Below are 22,258 nucleotides of genomic sequence, written 5' to 3' on the forward strand. Positions count from 1 at the left end.
AGCACCTGATTGAGCCTACTAAGATAGGTCTGTTCAGCTCAACACTCAGGGATGATGTCGGAATAAGGTGTATTACTGGGCTTCCAGCAACCCCAGCTCTCTGAAAATACATTTTCTTATTCCTTTATTCCCGTCATCGATTTTTCTATAAACTTTTCAAATCTACTGATAAGTCTTTAACCCCGGCTTTAAAAGGGAGCCTAAACCCTGAGTAGGTTAAAGCGGCAGTATCTTTAACTAATAGCTTTATATTTTCATAACCCCGCCAGTATTGGCGGATGTAACTAACTTTGCGTATTTGGCTAGGTAGCCAGTTTTGATTTTTGGCTCTGGTTTTTGCCAAACACGGCGTCTTTCTGCCAGAACCTCGTCATCAACGATTAATTCAATTGTTCTTTCTTGTAAATCAATGAGAATCTTGTCACCATTTTCAACGAGTGCGATAGGACCGCCTTCAGCAGCTTCTGGTGAAATATGCCCAATCGAAATTCCTCTGCTGGCGCCTGAGAAACGCCCGTCTGTAATAAGAGCAACTTCTTTATCTAGTCCACGGCCAGCAATGGCTGAGGTTGGAGCAAGCATTTCTGGCATTCCTGGTCCGCCTTTTGGTCCTTCGTAACGAATGACGACAACGTGACCAGCCTTAACTGTGCCATTATTAATTTTTTCTTGAGCTTCCTCTTGGGACTCAAAAACAATTGCTTCACCAAGGAAGGTTTTAATGGAAGGATCCACAGCACCAACTTTGATTACTCCGCCATCAGGAGCAATGTTTCCATATAGGATGGATAGTCCACCAACAGGGCTATACGGATTATCTTTGGTTCGGATGACAGCTTCATTTGTTATTGTTGCTTCTTTCACATTTTCAGCAAGAGTCTTACCTGTGATACTTAAGCAATCTTGATGCAGTGCACCTTCAACTTTACATAGCTCATTAAGAATGGCACTAACGCCGCCTGCGCGGTGAACATCATCCATAGAGTAATCGGATGCAGGCATAATTTTTGCTAAATAGGGAACTCTTTCAGCAATCTTATTAATTTCTCGTAAATCATAGTCAATACCAGCTTCATGAGCGATGGCTAGGGTATGTAGAACAGTGTTCGTCGATCCCCCCATTGCCATATCTAGGGCAAATGCATTGTCAATTGCTTCTCTGGTAATGATATCTCGTGGTTTAATATCGTTTTTCACTAATTCAACTAAGTGTTTTGCTGCTTGTCGAATTAACTCATGCCGTTCATTAGAAGTGGCTACAATTGTTCCGTTACCCGGAACCGTCATGCCTAACACTTCCATCAAACAGTTCATCGAGTTAGCCGTAAACATTCCTGAACAAGATCCGCAAGTAGGACATGCTGCAGTTTCGATATCAAGCAGCTCCTGCTGAGTCATTTTTCCACTATGGTAAGCTCCAACTCCTTCAAATACAGAAGTAAGAGAAAGGTTCTTTCCAGTCGTTGAGGAAACACCGGCTTCCATTGGACCCCCTGAAACAAAAACAGAAGGGACGTTGGTTCTAACTGCTGCCATTAACATTCCAGGTGTGATTTTGTCGCAGTTCGGAATGTAAAATACACCATCGAACCAATGAGCATTAATTACTGTTTCTGCACTATCAGCAATAATTTCACGGCTGGGAAGGGAGTAGCGCATCCCGACATGACCCATTGCAATTCCGTCATCAACGCCAATGGTGTTAAATTCAAAAGGTATTCCGCCAGCTTCTCTAATCGCTTCTTTCACAATTTCACCGAAATGATTAAGGTGTTTGTGTCCAGGGATAATTTCAATAAATGAGTTACAGACACCGATAAACGGCTTTTCTAGGTCCTTCACTGTTACCCCAGTAGCGTATAAAAGGCTGCGGTGGGGAGCACGATCAATCCCCTTTTTAATCATATCGCTTCGCATTGTTTTATCTCCTAACTGACAATAGCGTGGTTTGTAGATTCAGGATAACAAGCCACTCCGTCCGTTGTTACGATTTTTCTGAATTCTTCTAATAGGTCGTTTGTTACAATTCCTGGTTTACCGCCACTAATTTCGCGGCCATCCACATTAATAACAGCAATAACTTCTACAGCTGTTCCGGTTAAGAACACCTCGTCAGCAACATAGACATCATGTCGGGTGAATGGAGATTCTTTAACCTCGTAACCTTTTGCTCTTGCCACATCAATGATAGCGTTTCGGGTAATTCCTTCTAACGCTCCTAAGTAAACAGGAGGGGTATAGATTGCTCCATTTTTTACGATAAAGATATTGTCAGCAGAGCCTTCTGTCACATAACCTTGATCATTGAGCATTAAAGCTTCTTCTACACCAGCTTGACTAGCTTCTAATTTAACAAGAATATTATTTAAATAATTAAGTGATTTAACTTGAGGACTAAGGACATCCGGACGATTTCTTCTGCTAGCTACAGAGACAATTTTGATACCTCGTTCGTAATATTCCTGAGGAAACATTTTTAATTCCTCTGCGATAATAATCACGCTTGGCTTCGAGCAGGAGGAAGGGTCCAGTCCAAGATTTCCTTTACCTCTTGAAACGACAACACGGATATAGGCGCTGTCCAATTCATTCTTTCTAATCGTATCCACAATTAATTGTGTCATTTCTTCCTGTGTAAAAGGAATTCTCAGCATAATGGATTGTGCTGATTCGAACAGTCTTTTTAGGTGGGCATCGAGTCTAAAGACGTTTCCGCTATAAACACGAATGCCTTCAAATACTCCATCTCCATATAAAAATCCATGGTCAAAAACTGAAACTACAGCATCCTCTTTCTTGACGAATTCACCGTCAAGGAATATCCATTGACTTCCCAACCTAACCACTCCTTTTAGTCATACAACGCTTTAGATAATTAAAATCGTTTGTAAAAGAATACCCATGCCTAATTTCCTGTTTTCAGGAATAACTAGAGGTAATTTAATTACTTAGAATATTTAATACAAATTATATTTTCAGTAATCTTACACCCAATCTAAATCTTGGTCAACACAAAAATCTGACAATTCAAACAAATCGAAAAAGCTGATAGCGTTTTCATTATTGTCAGATTAAGGTTGGAGGGAAATAAAAATAGTAAAAAAATATTTTTCGAGGTTAAAAAAGAAGAGTAAGAAGGAGTGATATCATGCGAGGATTCTACTATTGCCAACTGATAAAACAGCTTGGATTAGTGAGCAAGTCTATAAAAAAAATGGAACATTAGTTTTTCACTATACTTGTTTTTTGCATTTGCTCTATTTTATCTTCGCAAGGTATTCGTATATTTCACGTAGATTTTGATAACCCTTTTCTTGAGCAATCCCCAAATAATGTCCCCAAATAAGTGCTGTCAGTTTGGCATCCTCCAGTGCATGATGCCGGTTGATGATTTCTATTTCGCATTCCTTGCACACATCTTCAAGTGGCAATGATTTTATCGTAGGATTCGAAAGACGCAGTAAGAAGGAGGTGTCAATGATTCGGTGCTCAAATCTAGTCTTTAGTAAATCCCAAGTCATTTTTTGCATAAAGGATTGTTCATGCTTAGCATGGTGAGCTACAAGAGCGTTATTTTGTACAAATTTGAAAAATTCCATTAACACTTCAGAAGCGGGTGGAGCTGACTGTAATTCTTCATCACGAATGTTGGTCAGGTCTGAGATTTCATCTGAGAGCTTATGTGGAGAATGAACTAGAGAATAGAAAGTTTCTGTTTCAATAATTCGCTTCCCTGTCATCTTGATTGCGCCAATGGATATGACTCTATCACCTTTTTCAGGATAGAAACCAGTTGTTTCAATATCAAACACCACAATCTTTAGTTCGGGAAGAGGTGTGTCCAGGCAGTTATTTTCTTTCATTTCTTTTTGGAGCTTTCGAATAAAGGAGATATTTTGCATGTTAGCATGCCCTTGAACACCAGCATAAACGTTGGAACCAAGTCTGCCGGACATTTGTCTGAAAAAGTGGATCATATCACTCATTCCCATTAGATATCCTCCTTCTCTACTAAATTTCTTACATAACGATAAAGGGCAGCCCCATTTTTTAGTATTTCTTTTACTTCTTCCTTTTGCTTTTTTGAAAGGGAAACAATAGAAATATAATGGCTATTTTCGTAATTGTCAGGTTTTGCTAGTGATAGACGAATGTTTAGTAACTTTAAAAACTGTTGCGTGTACAGTTTTCTCTTAATAGTAGAAAGTTCAAATTCTGGCAGCTTTTCAAGTCTTGAAAGAGTAGAGGTTTCAAATATATTCTCTTTTATAGCCAATAAACGTATCGCATTAACATAAGGAAAAAGGGCTTTTTCCTTAATATTTAGCGACCCTGAATGATGCCCGTGTGTTTCTACGAGTATTTGTCCTAAAATGCCAATTCCTTTTTTGAGGTGAAGGGTATTACTGAGCAATTTTTTTAAGAGGTTTTCTTTGTGGATAGTATGATATACTTCCATTTTTAAACTTTCTAGAAAGCTTGCGTCACCATAAAGCGATCGCCCGTCAATGAAAATCAATAATTGGCGAATCAATTCCCAGCTTGAGTCAAGCAGCCAATTGTCTAATTGCTGTCTCCATTGTGAAATTGATTTACACCATAAAGGATTGCTGGCCATTACTCCGCCTTCACAATAGACATAGCCTGCTATCTGCAAGCCCTTTGAGATTTCCTTTCCTAATGCCAAAAAGTATTCATTTATTTCTGTACCTTGCTTCTGATAAATAATGCCGTGATCCTGATCGCTCCATAATGATTGCTCAAACCGTCCTGCACTGCCCATCATGAAAAAGGTAAAAGGGCAGGGGATAGGACCGTATCTTTCTGCTATTTGTTGAATAGAAAGTGTGATTACTGAGGTGATGATTTCATCATGTAACTGATTTAATTGAAAATGATTGCGAGAAACCCAAATAATCTGGTCATCACGGAATCTTCTAATCTCTAAGTAGTTGTTCATACATTCAGTTCACCTCCAATAAAATACAATTCCATCCCCTTGACGTATGTAAGGGGATGGGGACTGACTATAGAAATAAAGCTATTAAAACTTCAACTTTGGCTCTGAACTTATTGCCGTTTTTTCTGCTTTGACCATTTCAGGGTAACCATAGCTTCCATGCTCGCTCATGTCGAGACCGATAATTTCCTCTTCCTCTGTTACACGTAAGCCATTCATAACAGCTTTCATGATTGTTAACAGGATAAAGGAAACGATGAATGCAAAAGCACCACTGCTTACAACCCCTAATGCCTGAACACCAAGCTGGTGTAAACCGCCTCCGTAAAATAATCCTGGCTCTCCAATTGTCGCTAATTCCGGTGTAGCAAAGAATCCAGTTGACAATGTTCCCCAAATACCTGCTGTACCGTGTACAGACAATGCAGCGATTGGATCATCAATCCCTTTCTTTTCAAAGAAGCGAATGCTGTAAAATACAAGAATTCCTGATATAAAGCCAATTAGGACTGCAGCCCATGTATCAACAAAAGCACAGGAAGCTGTAATGGCAACTAACCCAGCTAAGGCACCATTTAACATCATTGGAACATCTGCTTTGCCCATGACAATCCAAGAGATAATCATTGCAGCAATAACTCCGGCACCCGCCGCTAAGTTCGTATTCATTGCTACGAAACCGAAGAATGCTCCATCAACAGAAACCGTACTGCCTGCATTAAATCCGAACCATCCGACCCATAAGATTAAAACACTAAGAGCCGTAAATACTTGGTTATGACCTGCGAGATTGTTTGCTGAACCATCTTTATTGTATTTCCCAATTCGAGGTTTTAGGATCAATGTAGCTGCAAATGCTGCCATTGCCCCTGTTAAGTGAACAACCGTTGAGCCTGCGAAATCTTGCTTGCCATGTTCTGCTAACCAGCCGCCTCCCCAAATCCAGTGGGCAATAGGAGGATAAACAATGACCGAAAAAAGTACAGCAAACACGAGGTAGGCTCCTAATTTAGCTCGTTCAGCAAAGCCTCCAAACGCAATGGTTAACGAAATACCTGCAAAGGCTAATTGGAATAAAAAGAATACTGAACCCGAAAGTGCTAAGCCTTCAACGTCATATCCCGAATAGAAGAAGTCTGATAATCCAATGAGTGGATTTCCTTCTCCGAAGATTAAGCCATACCCTACTGCCCAAAATATGATGGATGAGATACCAAAGGTAAGTATCGTTTTCCCTGCAATATGTCCGGCATTTTTCATTCGTGTTGATCCAGTCTCCAGCAGGATGAATCCTCCCATCATGAGAATAACAAGAACGGCTCCAACCATTACCCAAAGACTGTTCATTAAGAATATAGTTTCCATCATTTCTCCCCCTTTAAATTCATGTTAATTTTCTTAACATTCGGTGTATTTGTATTTTTACACGGATTTAATGTAGATTCTACAATTGTGTAAGGTTTCCTGACATGGTTTTTGGAAGAAGAAGAAAAAAGCCATCTTCTTTATTAAGAAGATGGACCTTTTCGTAAGCCGAACTGGGCATTCAATTGTCCTTGAATCATTTTTCTTCTAACCTCATTCTGATTTTGCTTCTTCTGAGCTTGAAGCATTTCTTTTCTAATTTCATGCGTTTGGACTCCGTCTTCAATCTTGTTCGCAATTTCCACTAATAATTCAATATCTGCAAAGGAGTATTTTCTACTTCCGCCAGGGGATCTCTCTGGAAAAATTAATCTTCTTTCCTCGTAATAGCGAATTTGTCTCTCCGAAAGACCTGTTAGGTCTCTAACGATTCCAATTGTAATTACTTTTTTATCTTTATAAGAAAAATCATTTGTCATTTTTTAGTTTCACCACGCTCTTCTGTGATTAAGTTCTATACAATAATGTATGTTAAATTTCCTTACACTGATTGGATTTTGGTACAGGTTTCCTCAAGATGCTTTTGTTAATTTTTTGGGGGAATGTCTTTTGGAAAATACTTTGTATTTCGTTAAAAGTGAGGGAATGTAGATTATGGTTAGAAGCATTATAATGATCAGATTCAATTAATCCATTAATGTAGAATAGTTTAAGTGTTTCTACTCCTTTACGCAATTGATTTGTCATACCGACTTTTCACTCCTTCAATGTGAGTATATTGTAAAAGGTAACGAATTTTTTAGGCTTTGTCAGTGAATGTGTCAGAAACACTGACAAGAATTTTTCATTGATTAGAGCAAATCTAACAAAGTAAAAAAGAACCTGGCATAAACAGCCAGGTTCATATATTTAGTTATTAATATTCTCCATCAAATGGGGTGAATGGGAAGTTAAAGCGTCTTTCGACTTGACGTAGTCTTTGGTTAATACGTTGAACGCGACGTTGAAGTTGGGTTACGTCACGTTGAAGCTGATTGATTTGCCTTTCCTGACGCTCATTTTGTCTTTCGAGCTGACTAACTCTTCGCTCAAGTTGCTGCGGTTGTCTGTCCGGATCATACGGGTCATATTGTTCTTGTTGTGGTTGCGTATACACATCAAACTGTTCGTATGGATTGTACTCATACTGTGGTTGTGGACCTTGATAATAGCCATAAGGATACATTGGGCAACTCTCCTTTTTGATTTAATACCCTATAGATTATGTAGGTATATGTGGAGAGTGTGGGCATTTGCCTAGTTAAAATGGAAACATAAAAAAATATCAATCCAAAATAAACCATTATCCATTAATTACTATTTTTATATTGCTTTTTTAGCGTACGAATATAGTAAATTAGTAAAGTTTTATTAATAAAATATTGAATAAGTAAGCAAAAAAAGTTATAATCACTTATATTCTAAAAATTTAAAATGTTTTAAAGATTAGTTTTTTAAAAATAATATTAGGGGGTTGAGAAAATGAAGAAGGTTAAATTAATAACAACGTTCCTGGTCATGGCTTTTATGTTAATTCTTACTGCTTGCGGATCGAGTGAAACAAGTGGTAATGGGGATGATTCTGGTAAGGAAAAGAAAAAACTCCGCGTTGTCACAGATGCAGCGTATGCACCATTTGAATATCAGGATAAGGGTGAAATTGTAGGTTTTGATATTGACTTAATTAAAGCGGTTGCGAAAGAAGCAGGATACGAACTTGATATTGCTCATACCGGGTGGGATCCAATTTTCGTAGAATTAGAGAAGAAAATAGCCGATATTGGCATTTCGTCCATTACCATTAATGATGATAGAAAGAAAACCTATGATTTCTCTGTACCCTACTTCTTATCTACCAATAAGATTATGGTTCCAGAAGGCAGTGATATCAAAAGTGCTGAAGATTTGAAGGATAAAACGGTTGCTGTTCAAAACGCAACCACTGGCCAGGAAGCGGTTGAAGGTCTTCTTGGAAAAAACAGCAGTCAAATTAAAAAGTTTGAAAACAATAACTTAGCTATCCTTGAGCTAAAGGCTGGTGGAGCAGATGCGGTTGTTGCGGATAATACAGTAATTGAAGAATATGCAAAAAATAATCCTAATGATAAATTTATCATCATTGAAGATAAGGGAGCATTTGCCCAAGAGTTCTACGGATTAATGTTTTCGAAGGGAAGTAAGATAAAAGCAGATTTCGATAAAGCGCTAAACGAAGTGTTTGATAATGGAACTTATGCAGAAATTTATAAGGAATGGTTCAAGGTAGATCCAGATGTACAACTACTAAAAGACCAACAATAAGAATGAAAATTGCGTAACTCTTTTAAACTAGAAGTTACGCAATTTTTGGTTTCATACCTAGCCTTACATCATTTATCAGAAGGTCAACGGATTTATAGGGGGATTATGAATGGATATTCAGTGGAGTATTTTAGTTGAATACGCACCCTTTTTTCTTAAGGGGACGCTGCTGACAATCGGACTTTCGTTAGCGGGTATTTTAATAGGGACAATCCTTGGTTTGTTTATCGGGTTAGGAAAGATGATGAAAAATAAATTTTTATCATTCCCTTTTGGTGTGTATATCACTTTATTCCGTGGTACACCCATGCTTGTACAAATTATGTTAATTCATTTTGCGGTAGTACCGCTGTTTACAGGGGGAACAAATGGTATTGCTGCTGCTATTCTAACTCTATCCTTAAACTCAGCCGCATACATAGCAGAAATCTTCCGTGCAGGAATTCAATCAATCGATAAAGGGCAGATGGAAGCAGCCCGTTCTCTAGGAATGACACATGTACAAGCTATGCGTTATGTTATCCTTCCACAAGCATTTAAGAGGATGATTCCACCGCTAGGAAATGAATTTATTGTTTTAATCAAAGAATCTTCTCTCGCTTCGTTAGTCGCGGCCCCTGAACTCATGTATTGGGGACGAGCCATGCAAGGTCAATACTTCCGTGTATGGGAGCCATATATTACAGCAGCGCTTATTTACCTTTTACTAACACTTTCTTTAAGCTACGTATTAAGCCGACTTGAAAGGAGACTAGCCACAGAATGATCGAAGTGAAAAATTTGAAAAAATCCTTTGGCACCAATGTAGTTCTTAAGGATATTAATGTAACCGTTAAGCCGCAAGAGGTTGTGGTTGTGATTGGCCCATCAGGGTCTGGTAAATCCACTTTTCTGCGCTGTATAAATCTATTAGAATCTATAACAGATGGACATGTCTATATCGAAGGAATAGATATAACCGACAAGAAGTCAGATATCAATAAAGTACGGACAGAAGTGGGGATGGTGTTTCAGCAGTTTAATCTTTTTCCGCATAAAAAGGTTATCGAAAATATCATGCTTGCCCCAATGAAGGTCAGAAATACTTCAGCAGAGGAAGCTAGAAAAAAAGGGTTAGAGCTTTTAAGAAAAGTAGGATTAGAGGATAAGGCAGAAGCGTATCCCGATTCTTTATCAGGCGGTCAAAAGCAGCGTGTCGCGATTGCAAGAGCGCTTGCGATGGAACCGAAAATCATGCTGTTCGACGAACCAACCTCAGCACTTGATCCAGAAATGGTTGGCGAGGTTTTAGAGGTTATGAAGCAGCTTGCCAAAGAAGGCATGACCATGGTGGTTGTTACACATGAAATGGGTTTTGCAAAGGAAGTTGGGGACCGTGTCATTTTTATGGACGGTGGACTCATTGTTGAAGAAAATGTTCCAAATGAATTATTTGATTATCCAAAAGAAGAACGAACCAAAGCCTTTTTGAGTAAGGTTTTATAGAAACAGGGAGGCTGGATGCCACCCTGTTTTTGCTATAATTATCCTTCAAAATCAAAAACGTCGACAATCTTGTCTGCTTTTATCCGGTTTTGACAGAGTCTAAATAGTTGGTTGAAAAATTCCTCCACTTCAAAAGGAGAGGCAGGAATTTTTATTTGTAAGGTTGTTGAGCCGAACATTTGCTTGAAATAAGCTTTTCTTTGGCTGTTTTTCCCATCACGCTTTAAAGGATTGTACTTCCATATGATATGAGGGCTTCCATCTACTTGTTCAATTACTCGCAGTTCCGCAGCGGTGGTGGACTTGTTATGTAAATAAATCACTAAATAATAGTTGTCATTGCGGTGCCAATCGATGAATAGAAAATAATAGCTGGAGTCGCTATCGACCCGAGTAACATCAAAACCTGCTAAGGTTTGCTTCCCATTTGTCCATTGATGAAACATTGGTAACGTTCCATTAACTGTTTCTATTTTTTTTACTTCATACGAAGCAGGTTTTGATTTTTTAATCAAATCTGCTAAATAAATGGCTTCGTCCTTTTCCAAAGTAATGCTCCTTTTTGTAGATTGGATTCATTATACAGTGAAAAGGGACAAAAGTAGAAGCCGCTTTTTGTGCAATGTATTCAAATTGAAACATAACTGAAACCTTAATTATAAAATCGTTTGATAGAATCGATATAATTGGGACTAAAAGTGAGTACATCGTTCGAATCATATAGAGGAATAATTCTGCCTCTTTCCCATATGAATGCATAGAAGTGGTGGTAATTGGAGGGACGGAAATGACGTTGGAAAGTCAGTTAATCAAAAAGTCATATTATCAAATGTATATAAATGAACATGAAAACCTGCAGCCCATACGTGTGTTAGGTGATGTGTATCAAGAAGAGCTTCAGAAGGATATGCCCGATTTAACATCGATACGCTTTGCGCAAGGAGAGATATATTTTCACAATCGTGATTTTGAGGCAGCTATTTTTAAATGGGAAAATATTGTGGGGGAGCTTGAGCTTTGGGCGAGGAAAAATATTGCCGATGCCTACTATGAAACAGGTCTGCTCTCAAATGCTGAGGACCTTTATCTTTCCATAGAAACAAATAATCCTACATTAAAAACAGAAGTGGCCCTGCAGTTGTTTTCTCTTTATATTGAACGTGGAAAGTCTGAGGCAGCAGTCGAGATTATTAAAAGAACAATCGATGCAAACCCTGATTATCCGAATGTGACGTCGGTAGCCCGTGCCTACTTTGAGGAACAGCAGGATTGGAATCATGGTATTGAACTAGCGTTGAATGAAGCAAGACGAACGGGTTCGCTTGATTGGTTTGATACAGTGAATTCATATGTAAATAAGGGCGTTACCAAAAGCTTAAATCCAAATTATTTCTCACAGGGACTATTTGAATTGTATGCCTTGGATTCTCAGATGTTTGAAGAGCTTACTTCATCACTATGGAACAGTTATAAAAGTGAAGAGTCCTATTTTACATGGCTAAAAGAGTTAAATCATCTTCTGTTGAATCTTGATATTAGTCATAACAACCATTTCCAGATGTTATCTGCTCTCCATCATGAAACGTATTTTTCATTAATCAATGGCAGCCAGACGATAAAAACACTAGAAGACCTAGTACCAGACCTATTAACAAATTGGCTGCGATTATCCGTTCCTACACATACAGTCATAGCATCAGCTGCGGTATTATCATGGAATGAGCTATTTCCAACAAGTATTAGTATGTCAATTGTCAGTGTGGCTGAAAATCTTATTGGCGAAACAGAAAGTCATATCGACGAATTAGAAGAATGTATAAATCTCTTTGAGTCCATTATTCGTTGGGCGAATAGTCAAGATATGGGTGAGAACAACCGCTTAAAATGGATGGTCCAGCAGTTGAATGATTTTGATACCCATCACTTGATGATTACGGGATTAAGTGGCAGTGGGAAGTCTGCCTTTATAAATACCATTCTAGGGGAAGAGATACAGGATAGCCCCACTTCGTCGCTTGTTATGTTTAAAGACTTTGAGGACTTAAACATATATGAAATAACCGATCAGGAGACAGTACTCCTCGCAGACTTCGTGCAATTTCAAGAGCGAATGGATCGGCGCCGAAATGCAATGGAATCCATTATCGAATTTCAACAGCCTTTTCCATTGTTGTATGAGCAGAAACTAACGCTAATTGAAACACCAGGTCTAAAAGGCAGCCACCAAGATCGCTATGAAGTGCTGCAATATTTACAAATGGCAGATAGTGTATTATTTGTTTTAGATGCAAATGCTTCGTTTACAGATAAGGAGAAGGGGATTCTATCACAAATTCATGAACTTGCTCCCGATATTCCCATCCATTTTCTCTTGAATAAAATGGATACGATTGCTAATGAGCAGGAAGCAATAAGAATTTTTGACGAAACTAGGTCGAGGATTCAGTCTTATTTACCTGAAGCACAAGTATTACCATTTTCTTCTCAATATGAAAGTGGACAGCAATTAGTCGAACTGAAGAGCTTTATTCAATCGTTAAAGGATAAAAGAAACATAGCAGATAAACGCTTAGCAAAGCTTTTATTTTTCATTCGAACCACCATTTCCAGGTTGCTGCAAAAGAGAATTGATGTGGAGAATCAGTTAATTGAGTCGGTTCGCTGGAACGAAGAAGTAGTCATGAAGTTAAATGGTGCTCTTAACCAATTAAAAGATGCCGAGTCACAAAAAACAAAAGCAATCACAAGGTCTTACCGTGCGATTAAGGAATCCATTCAAAATAAAATTACTGCCGATGTACCGAGAATACTGCAAGAATGTTCTGAATTAATCAAGGAAGACAGTGATATTAGTACGATTCATTTGGAGCTTAATGATGTGATGAATACTAGAATACAAGATTACTTGGAGCAAGAAGTAATGCCAAAATATTTTACATCCCTTCAAGAATGGATTATCAGTTCCAAAGAGGAATTTGAGCAAGGACAGGATTTCTTAAATGAAATGGCTGAAGGCTTGAATAGCTTGTATGGGGAAGAGCGAATTAACACAGAATGTGACTTTAAGGTGCTTGATGATTGGCGTCGGGATACCGATAGAATGACGAGCCGTTTCCAATTAGAAAAGGTCAATATTTTACTACGCAACACCGCTTCACAATTTTTATTGAAAAGCGCAGGGAAGCTGTTTGGGGCATTTTCTCAAAATAAAACCATGCTGTATAAAAAATACAAAGACTTTGTGAAAAATGATAGCTATTCTGAACCAACTCAGGTTGTGATTGAACGCTTCTTCCAACAATTTGAACTATTTGAAAAATCATTAGAACGAGACATTACAATGTTTTTCAGACAGCCAATGAAGGTCCTTAACGAAGCAATCGAGGAATCACTAACTCAAATAACCACGAATCAGGATATACTAAAAAAAATGAATACAAACCCAGAAATGTTCCGTGATCCGTTGACACTATTTGAAGTTAGACTGCGTCAATTTGAATGGACCACAATAGCAGGCAAGGGTGTACAAACGATATATTAAAAAGAAAGGGTGCCGTATTCGGCACCCTTTAGCATTAAACAAACGCAGCAATAATAATTCCCATAACCGTCAAGGCGACTATATGATAGCCTGCACTAATCAAGAATAATGTGTAGCTGCGACTCTCAAAAAAGGTAGGGGATAATTCTCTAAACGCAGCGATTAGACCAATCAGGAATCCGAATAAAGCTCCATCTAATATGGTTACCGTATCTAATAACTGAATAAATAACGAGAGAACAACGGCAGTGAAAATACCCCCGAGTGTGGTTAATCCATAACCTACGTAAGCTCCCTTAGAATCGATATCCTCCATTTTTTTGCATAATGCCTTAACCCAAATATTAGAAAAAAGGACAGGGGAATACCAGAGTGCCCCAATGACCATATTTGCAACAACTGCTAAAATGATAGCTACTATACTTACATTCGTGAAATCCATTTCATTTCCCCTTAATATTTTCTGTGTATTCGGTGAATTATATCATGATAGTTCCACTAAAACAAAAACCCTTACAGTCCCTTTTCTACCATTAGTTTAAGTAATAAATCGGGGCGATTGGTCAATATACCATCAGCACCAGCGTTAATAAGTTTTTCCATTGTATCTGGATCATCAATGGTCCAATAATGGATTTCCATTCCGAGTCGATGTGCCCCATCGATTAATTTCTGATCTGTTAAATCGAAACCGCTGTCTTCCACAGGGATTTGAAAAGCATCCACTTTTGGTACATAAAGATTACGTAAAAGAAATTTATGAGCAACTACAAAATTCTTTACCTCTTGCCTTCCTGCTGAAAGGGCTACACGGCCTTTTGCATACTTATCAAAAGTTTTAAGAATATCTTGGTCAAAGGAACCGATTAAAATCTTTTCTTCCATTTGGTATTCTTCAATTAGCTTCCACAACTTAGAAGCAATCTCCTCGATTCTTTCTGGAGGATTATCATCTTTAATTTCTATTTCAATCTTCATGTCAGTGAATGTTTGAAACATTTCCTCAACCGTCGGAATATAGACACCCTTGCCACGATAATTATGGCTACCTTCTAGACTTTTAAAATGATAGCCTGCATCTAGCTCTTGAATTTCTGCTAAAGTAAAATCTTCAACCTTTCCTTGACCATTGGTTGTCCGGTTAACACTTGCATCGTGAATCGTAACTAAGTGTCCATCCTTTGTAATATGGATATCCGTTTCGAGGACATCCACCCCCATATTGGCTGCATTCTTAAAGGCTGCCATGGTATTTGAAGGTGCTAACAGTTCACCGCCCTGGTGTGCAATGACCAATGGGCGATTATGCTTGAAAAAGCTTTTCTGTTTGATTTGTTTGACTGGAAATAAATTAATAACTAATAGGAAAATGACAATCGCAGATACTACTAGTTTTAAGGATAGAAATAAAGTGTGCCTTTTCCTAGTCTTTTTTACCGTGATCTCTTGCATACAACTGCTCCTCTACTAATAGCCTTTTGAATAATCTACTAAATTAACAGAAGGCCGGTTACCTGAAATATAGTTTTTTAGGTTTGGAATAAGTATATTTTCAATAACCCGTTGATTATAATGCTCTGTTGAACCTGAGGTGTGTGGGGTAATAATCACATTCTCCATTTCCCATAAAGGACTATCAACCGCTAATGGTTCTTGTTCAAACACATCTAAACCAGCACCGGCAATATGTCCCCTTTGTAAAGCGGAAATCAAATCATCTTCTACCACGATTTCACCACGCCCAATATTAATAAAGAAAGCTGAAGATTTCATGAGGTCAAATTGTTTGGCGCCGAATAAGCGGTTGGTTTCTTTGGTTAGGGGCAGGGTGACTACCACATAATCACAATTGGGAAGGACTTCATTTAATTGATGGGTGGTGTACATCTCATCAACAAATTCCTGTTGCTTTCCAGAATGTCGAACCCCAAGAACCTTCATTCCAAATGCCTTGGCAATTTTAGCTGCTTCTTTGCCGATGGTTCCGACCCCTATAATTCCAACAGTTTTTCCGTGCATTTCCAGCTTCATATTAGAATTATGCCATTTTCTCTCTTGTTGGTTTCTAACATATGTATGAATCTTTCTCGTTAAGCTAAGCATTAATGCAAAGATGGTTTCGGAAATTGGATAAGCATGCACGCCGTTAGCACTCGTTACAATGATATTTCTTGTTGCTAGTGACTCAAGCGGCAAACTATCTACACCAGCACTCCAGGTTTGAAGCCATTTTAGCTTTGAATGAGGGGCGAGGCTATCATTCTCTATCTCTTTTTTCCAGCCTGCAATAATTTCAGCGTCCTGTATATGCTTCTGCCACATCTCCTTGTCTTTTCCTACAATGATTGACCAAGCAGGGATAATTTCTTCTATTTGTTCAATAAGGTTTTGTTCTAATGTATGAGTAATGACGATTTTTCTTTTCTGCATATATTTCCTCCATTTTAATTTGGATTACTACTATTCATGATACCTGAATTTACTGAAAAATGATAACGATTATGCAACTGAAGCGCTGAAACATAAATGATTCTTATTTATCTTAAAAGGTGTCTATGCTATTATTTAGTAATACGAAATAATCAAATATTCGTAATGATAATAGTTAGGAAGGTGTTTCCTTGAAAGAGCGTTTGTGGACTAAATCTTTTATTATGTTAATGGTTGGGAATCTTTTTGTGTTTATGTCATTTCAAATGCTAATACCAACATTGCCGCCCTATATTAAATCCATCGGGGCAAGTGGAGTGGAAATAGGTCTTGTTACAGCGTTGTTTTCTATCGGTGCTGTTCTCATTAGGCCGTTTATTGGGTATATGCTTGAATACAAGCAAAGGAAATCACTTGTATTAATTGGTGCCATTATACTTTTAATTATTACTATTCTTTATCCATTATCAAGAATTGTTTTGATATTCCTGTTTATCCGATTCGTGCATGGTCTTGCGTGGGGTTGGTCTACAACCGTGAATGGCACAGCGGCGGTCGATGTCATTCCATTTTCTAGGCTCGGTGAAGGAATGGGCTATTTTGGGCTTTCAACCACAATTGGTTTCATAATTGCTCCTAGTCTAGGAATATTCTTATACAATGTTACATCCTTTACTAATCTCATTGTTATTTCAGGTATATTAGGTTTTATTTCTGTAGTCCTGCTTGCACTTGTAAGCTACCGAACGCCTGAAGCCGTTTTACAAACAAAAAAGGAAAATCTTAAATTTTCCTACCTGGGTTCACTAGTGGAGAAGTCAAGTTGGTATCCATCTTTGATTACCCTTATTATTTGTCTTGGTTATGGTTCAGTCTCAACCTTTATCGTCATCTTTGGGGAAGAAAGAGGCATTGACCAGATCTTTTTATTTTATATTTTTAATGCCATTATTTCTACGTTGGCAAGACCGTTTGCAGGAAAGTTGTTTGATGAAAAAGGGCCAATCGGCATGGTCTATTTCTGTATTTTGGCTACCTTTGTTGGGCTGTGGGTCCTATCGTATGCACAAACCAATTTAATGATTGCTATAGCGGGCGGATTGTTTGGACTCGGTTTTGGCTGTGCATTACCAACGTTGCAGTCCTGGACTTTATCCATGACACCCGAAAATCGAAGAGGTGTGGCAAATGGAATGTTCTTTTCATCACTTGATTTAGGGATTGGCTTAAGCGGTATTATCTTCGGTACAATAGCACAATTCACTGATACTGCTAATCTCTTTCGGATCAGTAGTCTGTTTTTAATCATTGCCATCGTGTTAACGATGATAGAAGTTAGGAAAAAAAGAGTGGCTCCGAAGGAAAGAATTGTTTCATAACAAAAGGTCAGAACCTCTTGGGAAAGAGGGCTGACCTTTTTATTTGGCTTAAGCGTCTTGTCGACGTCGTCTTTGAACTTGCAATGTAACAAATCCTGCTAAAAGAACCACTGAACCAACAGCAACAAAATTAAAAGCAGGAGATGCCGTATTCGGAATAGCATATCCAGTTGCTTTTACTTGTGGTACAGGTGCACTCGTTACTGGTGTTGGCACAGGAGTCGGCGCTGGTGTCGGTGTCGGTACAGGTGTAGGTGTTGGTGATGCTAATTTAATATTTTTGATTGTAATGGTGCTAACACTTTCTCTGTATAAGCTATCCATCATATATACATAGTAAGTTCCATTTTCCGTTACTTCAAATTTATTTTCATTGATTACATTACCAATCTCTGAACCATTTTCATCATAAAATGCTTCTGCTGTTAATGGCTTTTCACTTTCCAGCCATCTCATGGCAAGAACTTTCTGATTACCTGATAAAACTTCGATGCTTATTGGGCCAGTTGTTTCCTCAGTGGTTGCTGGAGATAAATCAAATGCAACTTCTTCCATTAGGATTAATCCTAGTGGTGCGTTTGCTGCTTCTGCAAGAGCTTGATGTCCATTTAAGTTTGGATGAACGTCTCCAGGTATCATTAACTGAGCTTGATTTCCGTTGAAAGGTGTATATGCGTCTGCTAAGAAAATACCATCTTCTCGATTCTCAATCGGATTGATGAAAGTTGTATTTACACCATTAATAATCTGATTTCCAAGGATATGTAGACCGTGAATAAAAGGATTAACGCTTTCAGGAATATCCGGGATAGGGTTATATAGATTATAGAGAATAATTGGTGCATGTTCGTTTTGCAATCTTATGGCATCAATGGAATCTTGCAAGTTTTTGGCGATTCCTTCTGCCGCCTTCATAGCAGTTTCTACTAATGCTATCTGTTGCTCAGGAGTTAAATTGACTGGCACGGGGCTTTTCAATATTTGAGATATTCCAGTTGCCTGTAAAAGATCATTTCCACCAATATATAAAGTGAAAATATCGGCAGATTTAAGAGCAAGGATAGTTCCTTCATCTGGATTGGATAGTTTAGCTGCTAATTGCAATGACGTTAGTCCAGGGACACCAGTGTTTGTAACATCAAATTCACCATCAGCTATTAAACTAGGAAATGCATTCGGAGATGCTTTAGTTTGGCCTGCTTCAAGGTTTAAGCCAAATGTTATTGAATCTCCAAGGGCGACAAGGTTTGGCTTGTCTATGTTCTCTTCTGCAAAAGCAAATGTGGTAAAGAAGGTACTAAAGGCTAACATGAGTGTTAGTAAAACTGATAGTCTTTTAAACTTCATTTTGATATTTCCTCCATCCGAGATTTATATATTGCCAAATTCTATTATAATCCTCAAATTTTCGAATATTCAATATATATAATTCTACAAAATATGCAAAAAGGCCCATGACTTTATTAATATAGAATTAAAAGTTTAGTAAATAATTTTTAGTTAAATATTCTAAAAATTCTATACTTTTGTTACAATAGGTTGGGATGATTCATTATTAACCTCCTCAGAAGTTCACTAATATTACAGCAATCAGAAGCGAAGGTAGTTGTGTGTGACCTTGAATTTGAAGAAGTCATTACCGTAGCTAAAGATGATAGCAATGTTGGAACCGCGGTTACCATCGGCGAACCAACAACATTAGGCTACCCTTCTTATGAAAGCGCTTTATAAACTACATTCTACAAGTTCCAAATGCAGCAGGTAATTCTTCTGGGAAAATATTAAACTATCAGCTTCGTCAAAAGTTAAATCAAGTCAACGCTTAAAAGGCAGGCAGTTACACATAGAAAGTGAGGCATTCAATATGAAGCATCCATACTTAACACAGGACCATGAAATTTTTCGTAAGTCCTTAAGAAAATTTTTAGAGAAAGAGGCTGTTCCCTATTATGAGAAATGGGAAGAGGAGAGAATGATTCCCCGCTCCTTATGGAGAAAGATGGGGGAGCAAGGCTTCCTTTGTCCAGATTTAGATGAGAAATATGGTGGCAGTGGTGTCGACTGGGGATTTTCGGTTGTAATAAATGAAGAGTTAGAGAGAGTCGGTTCTGGTCTTGTGGGTATGGGACTGCATAATGATATCGTTGTTCCTTATATCAATACTTTCGGCTCAGAGGAGCAAAAACGACGCTTGCTTCCACGATGCGTAACAGGGGAACTTATTACGGCCATTGCGATGACCGAACCTGGAACTGGGTCTGATCTTGCTAATATCAAAACTACAGCAAAACTAGATGGTGATCATTATATAGTAAATGGACAAAAGACCTTTATAACCAATGGAATTCAGTCGGATCTAATTTTAGTAGCTTGTAAAACAGATTCCAATGCAGTACCTAAGCATAAAGGAGTGAGCTTGCTTTTAATTGAAAGGGATACGCCTGGTTTTTCAAGAGGTAGAAAACTGAATAAGGTGGGTCTTCATAGTCAGGACACAGCTGAGTTGATTTTTGAGGATTGTAGAGTTCCTAAGGAAAATCTCCTAGGTGATGAAGGCAAAGGCTTCCTCTATATGATGGATAAATTACAGCAGGAACGGTTGCTTGTTGCCATAGCAGCACAAATTTCAGCAGAAGTTATGCTTCAGGGAACGATTGACTATGTGAAGAGTCGTGAAGCCTTTGGAAAGCCAATTAGCCAATTCCAAAATACTCAGTTTAAAATTGCAGAAATGGCTACCGAGGTAGAAATGGGGAGAGCGTTTTTAGACCAATTAATTGCTGAACATATCAATGGTCAAAATGTGGTAACCAAGGTTTCGATGGCGAAATGGAGGCTGACGGATACCGCAAAGAAAATTGCGGGTGAATGCCTGCAGCTTCATGGCGGATATGGATATATGGAAGAATACGAGATTGCGAGAAGATTCCGTGATATTCAGGTTTCTAGTATTTACGCTGGGACAAATGAAATCATGAAAACGATTATTGCCAAAAATCTAGGATTGTAAGGAGGAAATCTGATGACTACCACTATTGGACAAATTTTTGATTTAACGGTAAAAAGATACCCGAACAAGGATGCAATATATGATGTGAGGAAAAATGTCCGCTATACGTATAAAGAGTGGAGTGAACAGGTAAACCGTCTAGCGAATGCTTTGTTGAACGAAGGTGTCAAAAAAGGCGACCGGGTTTCCACATTCATGTTTAATACAGAGGAATTAGGAACAGCATTCTTTGCCTGTGCAAAAATTGGGGCTATCTTTAATCCAATAAACTTCAGGTTAACGCCAGAAGAAGTGGCGTTTATTTTATCGGATGCTAGTCCTAAAGTGGTTTTGTTTGAAAAAGCTTTGGAGCCTGTCATATCCTCGATCATAAATCGTTTTGAATCAATGGCCTTTTGGTATATTGATGAAGAGACCCCAGCCTATGCAGCTAACTATCACGATAAACTTGCTGCCTCCTCAATTGAAGAGATTCAGGCAGAGGTTGATGAAAATGATATTTATGCGTTTATCTATACGAGCGGGACAACTGGAAGGCCAAAAGGAGTCATGCATAGTCATAGAAACATGGTAGACCAAAGTGTGCTTTGCATTGCTGCTCAAAAGCTGGAGGCGGAGGACGTAGGTCTAGTGACTGCTCCAATGTTCCACTGCGCGGAGCTCCATTGTGCCTTTTTACCAAGGATTCATGTCGGAGCAAGCAATGTTATTCTGCACCAATTTAACCCAAAGGTTATCCTTCAGTTAATAGGGCAAGAAAAGATAACGAAGTTTTTTGCAGCACCAACAATGTGGAACATGCTGCTGCAAGAAGATTTAAGTCAATACAATACGGAAAGTCTAAAGCTTGGTTTGTATGGTGCTGCTCCAATGGCTCCGTCTCTGGTGCATGCTCTTCATGATCGATTTGGTATTGGTTTAGTGCAAGCCTACGGAATGACAGAAATGGGACCAGCGATAACCTTTCTATCTGAGAATGACCAGTTAAGAAAAGCAGGATCTGCCGGTCAAGCCGCCATTAACCACGATATTCGAGTGGTTCGTACGAGAGAGGATGGTCCATCAGATCCGGATGATGTTGTTCCAGTTGGTGAAACTGGTGAGATTATTGTCAAAGGGCCATGCATGATGGTCGGTTACTTTAATCGTGAAGAAGCAACGGAGAAATCGATGTATAAAGGCTGGTATCATTCGGGGGATATTGGTTACCTTGACGCAGACGGCTTTCTTTATGTCAATGACCGGGTGGACGATATGATTATAAGCGGCGGGGAGAATATTTATCCACGTGAAGTAGAGGACGTCCTACATGCACATGAAGGTGTTCTCGATGTTGCAATTGTGGGTCAACCGGATGACCGCTGGGGTGAAACTGTAACGGCATTTGTCGTGAAAAAGGATCCAGAGCTGACGGAACAAGACTTAGAAGACTATTGTAAAAACAGCGATAGCCTAGCCAATTACAAACGCCCACGAAAATATGTTTTCTGTGAAGTATTACCGCGGAATGCAAGCGGGAAAATCCAAAAATTTGTGCTGCGGAAGCAGTTAGAAGAGCTGTTTACACAGGGATAATAATAGGAGAAGCTGCCGGAGAGTGAAATCGGCGGCTTCTCTATTGAATACTTGCGGATAGCGAGAAATACTTGCGGATAGCGAGAAATACTTGCGGATAGCGAGAAATACTTGCGGATAGCGAGAAATACTTGCGGATAGCGAGAAATACTTGCGGATAGCGAGAAATACTT

20 protein-coding genes are annotated in these 22,258 nt (G+C 38.7%); 8 read left to right on the forward strand and 12 right to left on the reverse strand.

Going from position 1 to position 22,258, the window contains the following annotated elements:
• Positions 1–246: 246 nt before the first annotated feature.
• From ilvD to M3189_RS21215, 7 genes are all read right to left on the reverse strand, one after another.
• Positions 247–1,917 carry a dihydroxy-acid dehydratase gene (ilvD, locus tag M3189_RS21185; protein ID WP_251637579.1) on the reverse strand — a complete coding sequence of 557 codons (1,671 nt, stop codon included), beginning with the start codon at positions 1,915–1,917 and terminating at the stop codon, positions 247–249.
• 11 nt (positions 1,918–1,928) lie between these two features.
• The gene (gene ilvE / locus M3189_RS21190) at positions 1,929–2,837 is read right to left on the reverse strand and encodes a branched-chain-amino-acid transaminase (RefSeq protein WP_251637582.1); all 909 of its coding nucleotides are present in this window, start codon (positions 2,835–2,837) and stop codon (positions 1,929–1,931) included.
• Between the two features lie 420 nt (positions 2,838–3,257).
• Positions 3,258–3,992 (reverse strand): exonuclease domain-containing protein, encoded by a 735-nt coding sequence (locus M3189_RS21195; RefSeq protein WP_251637584.1) that lies wholly within the window; start codon positions 3,990–3,992, stop codon positions 3,258–3,260.
• Positions 3,992–4,960 (reverse strand): DUF294 nucleotidyltransferase-like domain-containing protein, encoded by a 969-nt coding sequence (locus tag M3189_RS21200; protein ID WP_251637586.1) that lies wholly within the window; start codon positions 4,958–4,960, stop codon positions 3,992–3,994. Before M3189_RS21200 ends, M3189_RS21195 begins: the two co-directional genes overlap by 1 nt.
• A gap of 84 nt (positions 4,961–5,044) precedes the next feature.
• A complete protein-coding gene (locus M3189_RS21205; protein WP_251637589.1) occupies positions 5,045–6,325 on the reverse strand; it encodes an ammonium transporter in 1,281 nt (426 codons plus the stop codon).
• 143 nt (positions 6,326–6,468) lie between these two features.
• Positions 6,469–6,804, reverse strand: a complete 336-nt coding sequence (locus tag M3189_RS21210; protein ID WP_251637591.1) for a MerR family transcriptional regulator — start codon at positions 6,802–6,804, stop codon at positions 6,469–6,471.
• Between the two features lie 437 nt (positions 6,805–7,241).
• Positions 7,242–7,550 carry a hypothetical protein gene (locus M3189_RS21215; RefSeq protein ID WP_251637593.1) on the reverse strand — a complete coding sequence of 103 codons (309 nt, stop codon included), beginning with the start codon at positions 7,548–7,550 and terminating at the stop codon, positions 7,242–7,244.
• Between the two features lie 296 nt (positions 7,551–7,846).
• Between M3189_RS21215 and M3189_RS21220 the strand changes: the two genes are divergently transcribed.
• The 3 genes from M3189_RS21220 (at position 7,847) to M3189_RS21230 (ending at position 10,150) form a co-directional block, all read left to right on the forward strand.
• Positions 7,847–8,665: a basic amino acid ABC transporter substrate-binding protein gene (locus tag M3189_RS21220; RefSeq protein ID WP_251637595.1), complete on the forward strand. Its 819-nt coding sequence runs from the start codon at positions 7,847–7,849 to the stop codon at positions 8,663–8,665.
• Positions 8,666–8,774: 109 nt separating this feature from the next.
• A complete protein-coding gene (locus tag M3189_RS21225; protein WP_251637597.1) occupies positions 8,775–9,431 on the forward strand; it encodes an amino acid ABC transporter permease in 657 nt (218 codons plus the stop codon).
• Positions 9,428–10,150: an amino acid ABC transporter ATP-binding protein gene (locus tag M3189_RS21230; protein ID WP_251637599.1), complete on the forward strand. Its 723-nt coding sequence runs from the start codon at positions 9,428–9,430 to the stop codon at positions 10,148–10,150. Before M3189_RS21225 ends, M3189_RS21230 begins: the two co-directional genes overlap by 4 nt.
• Positions 10,151–10,188: 38 nt before the next feature.
• Here the strand turns inward: M3189_RS21230 and M3189_RS21235 are convergent, their stop codons facing one another.
• Positions 10,189–10,698 carry a hypothetical protein gene (locus M3189_RS21235; protein WP_251637601.1) on the reverse strand — a complete coding sequence of 170 codons (510 nt, stop codon included), beginning with the start codon at positions 10,696–10,698 and terminating at the stop codon, positions 10,189–10,191.
• A 239-nt stretch (positions 10,699–10,937) separates the two neighbouring features.
• On the opposite strand from M3189_RS21235, the gene M3189_RS21240 reads away from it, so the two are divergent.
• Entirely contained in the window at positions 10,938–13,691 is a 2,754-nt protein-coding gene (locus tag M3189_RS21240; RefSeq protein ID WP_251637609.1) for a GTPase domain-containing protein, read from the forward strand.
• Between the two features lie 34 nt (positions 13,692–13,725).
• Here the strand turns inward: M3189_RS21240 and M3189_RS21245 are convergent, their stop codons facing one another.
• The 3 genes from M3189_RS21245 to M3189_RS21255 all read right to left on the reverse strand — a co-directional run bounded on the left by M3189_RS21245 (position 13,726) and on the right by M3189_RS21255 (position 16,121).
• Complete coding sequence (locus tag M3189_RS21245) at positions 13,726–14,133, reverse strand: DUF1761 domain-containing protein (RefSeq protein WP_251637611.1); 408 nt, start codon at positions 14,131–14,133, stop codon at positions 13,726–13,728.
• A 71-nt stretch (positions 14,134–14,204) separates the two neighbouring features.
• A complete protein-coding gene (locus M3189_RS21250) occupies positions 14,205–15,143 on the reverse strand; it encodes a glycerophosphodiester phosphodiesterase (RefSeq protein ID WP_251637613.1) in 939 nt (312 codons plus the stop codon).
• A 15-nt stretch (positions 15,144–15,158) separates the two neighbouring features.
• Positions 15,159–16,121 (reverse strand): D-2-hydroxyacid dehydrogenase, encoded by a 963-nt coding sequence (locus M3189_RS21255; RefSeq protein ID WP_251637615.1) that lies wholly within the window; start codon positions 16,119–16,121, stop codon positions 15,159–15,161.
• 191 nt (positions 16,122–16,312) lie between these two features.
• Here M3189_RS21255 and M3189_RS21260 point away from each other — a divergent pair, with 191 nt between their 5' ends.
• A complete protein-coding gene (locus M3189_RS21260) occupies positions 16,313–17,500 on the forward strand; it encodes an MFS transporter (protein WP_251637616.1) in 1,188 nt (395 codons plus the stop codon).
• A 48-nt stretch (positions 17,501–17,548) separates the two neighbouring features.
• On the opposite strand, the gene M3189_RS27020 is transcribed toward M3189_RS21260, so the two are convergent.
• Positions 17,549–18,847, reverse strand: coding sequence for a GDSL-type esterase/lipase family protein (locus M3189_RS27020; RefSeq protein WP_285889763.1), 1,299 nt, complete (start codon positions 18,845–18,847; stop codon positions 17,549–17,551).
• A 261-nt stretch (positions 18,848–19,108) separates the two neighbouring features.
• Here M3189_RS27020 and M3189_RS27025 point away from each other — a divergent pair, with 261 nt between their 5' ends.
• The 3 genes from M3189_RS27025 (at position 19,109) to M3189_RS21280 (ending at position 22,085) form a co-directional block, all read left to right on the forward strand.
• Positions 19,109–19,231 carry a hypothetical protein gene (locus M3189_RS27025; protein ID WP_285889764.1) on the forward strand — a complete coding sequence of 41 codons (123 nt, stop codon included), beginning with the start codon at positions 19,109–19,111 and terminating at the stop codon, positions 19,229–19,231.
• Positions 19,232–19,364: 133 nt separating this feature from the next.
• Complete coding sequence (locus M3189_RS21275; RefSeq protein ID WP_251637625.1) at positions 19,365–20,510, forward strand: acyl-CoA dehydrogenase family protein; 1,146 nt, start codon at positions 19,365–19,367, stop codon at positions 20,508–20,510.
• 12 nt (positions 20,511–20,522) lie between these two features.
• Positions 20,523–22,085: a fatty acid--CoA ligase gene (locus M3189_RS21280; protein WP_251637627.1), complete on the forward strand. Its 1,563-nt coding sequence runs from the start codon at positions 20,523–20,525 to the stop codon at positions 22,083–22,085.
• Positions 22,086–22,258 lie beyond the last annotated feature (173 nt).

This window comes from Neobacillus niacini (genome assembly GCF_023715415.1).
Lineage (GTDB): Bacteria > Bacillota > Bacilli > Bacillales > Cytobacillaceae > Neobacillus > Neobacillus niacini_C.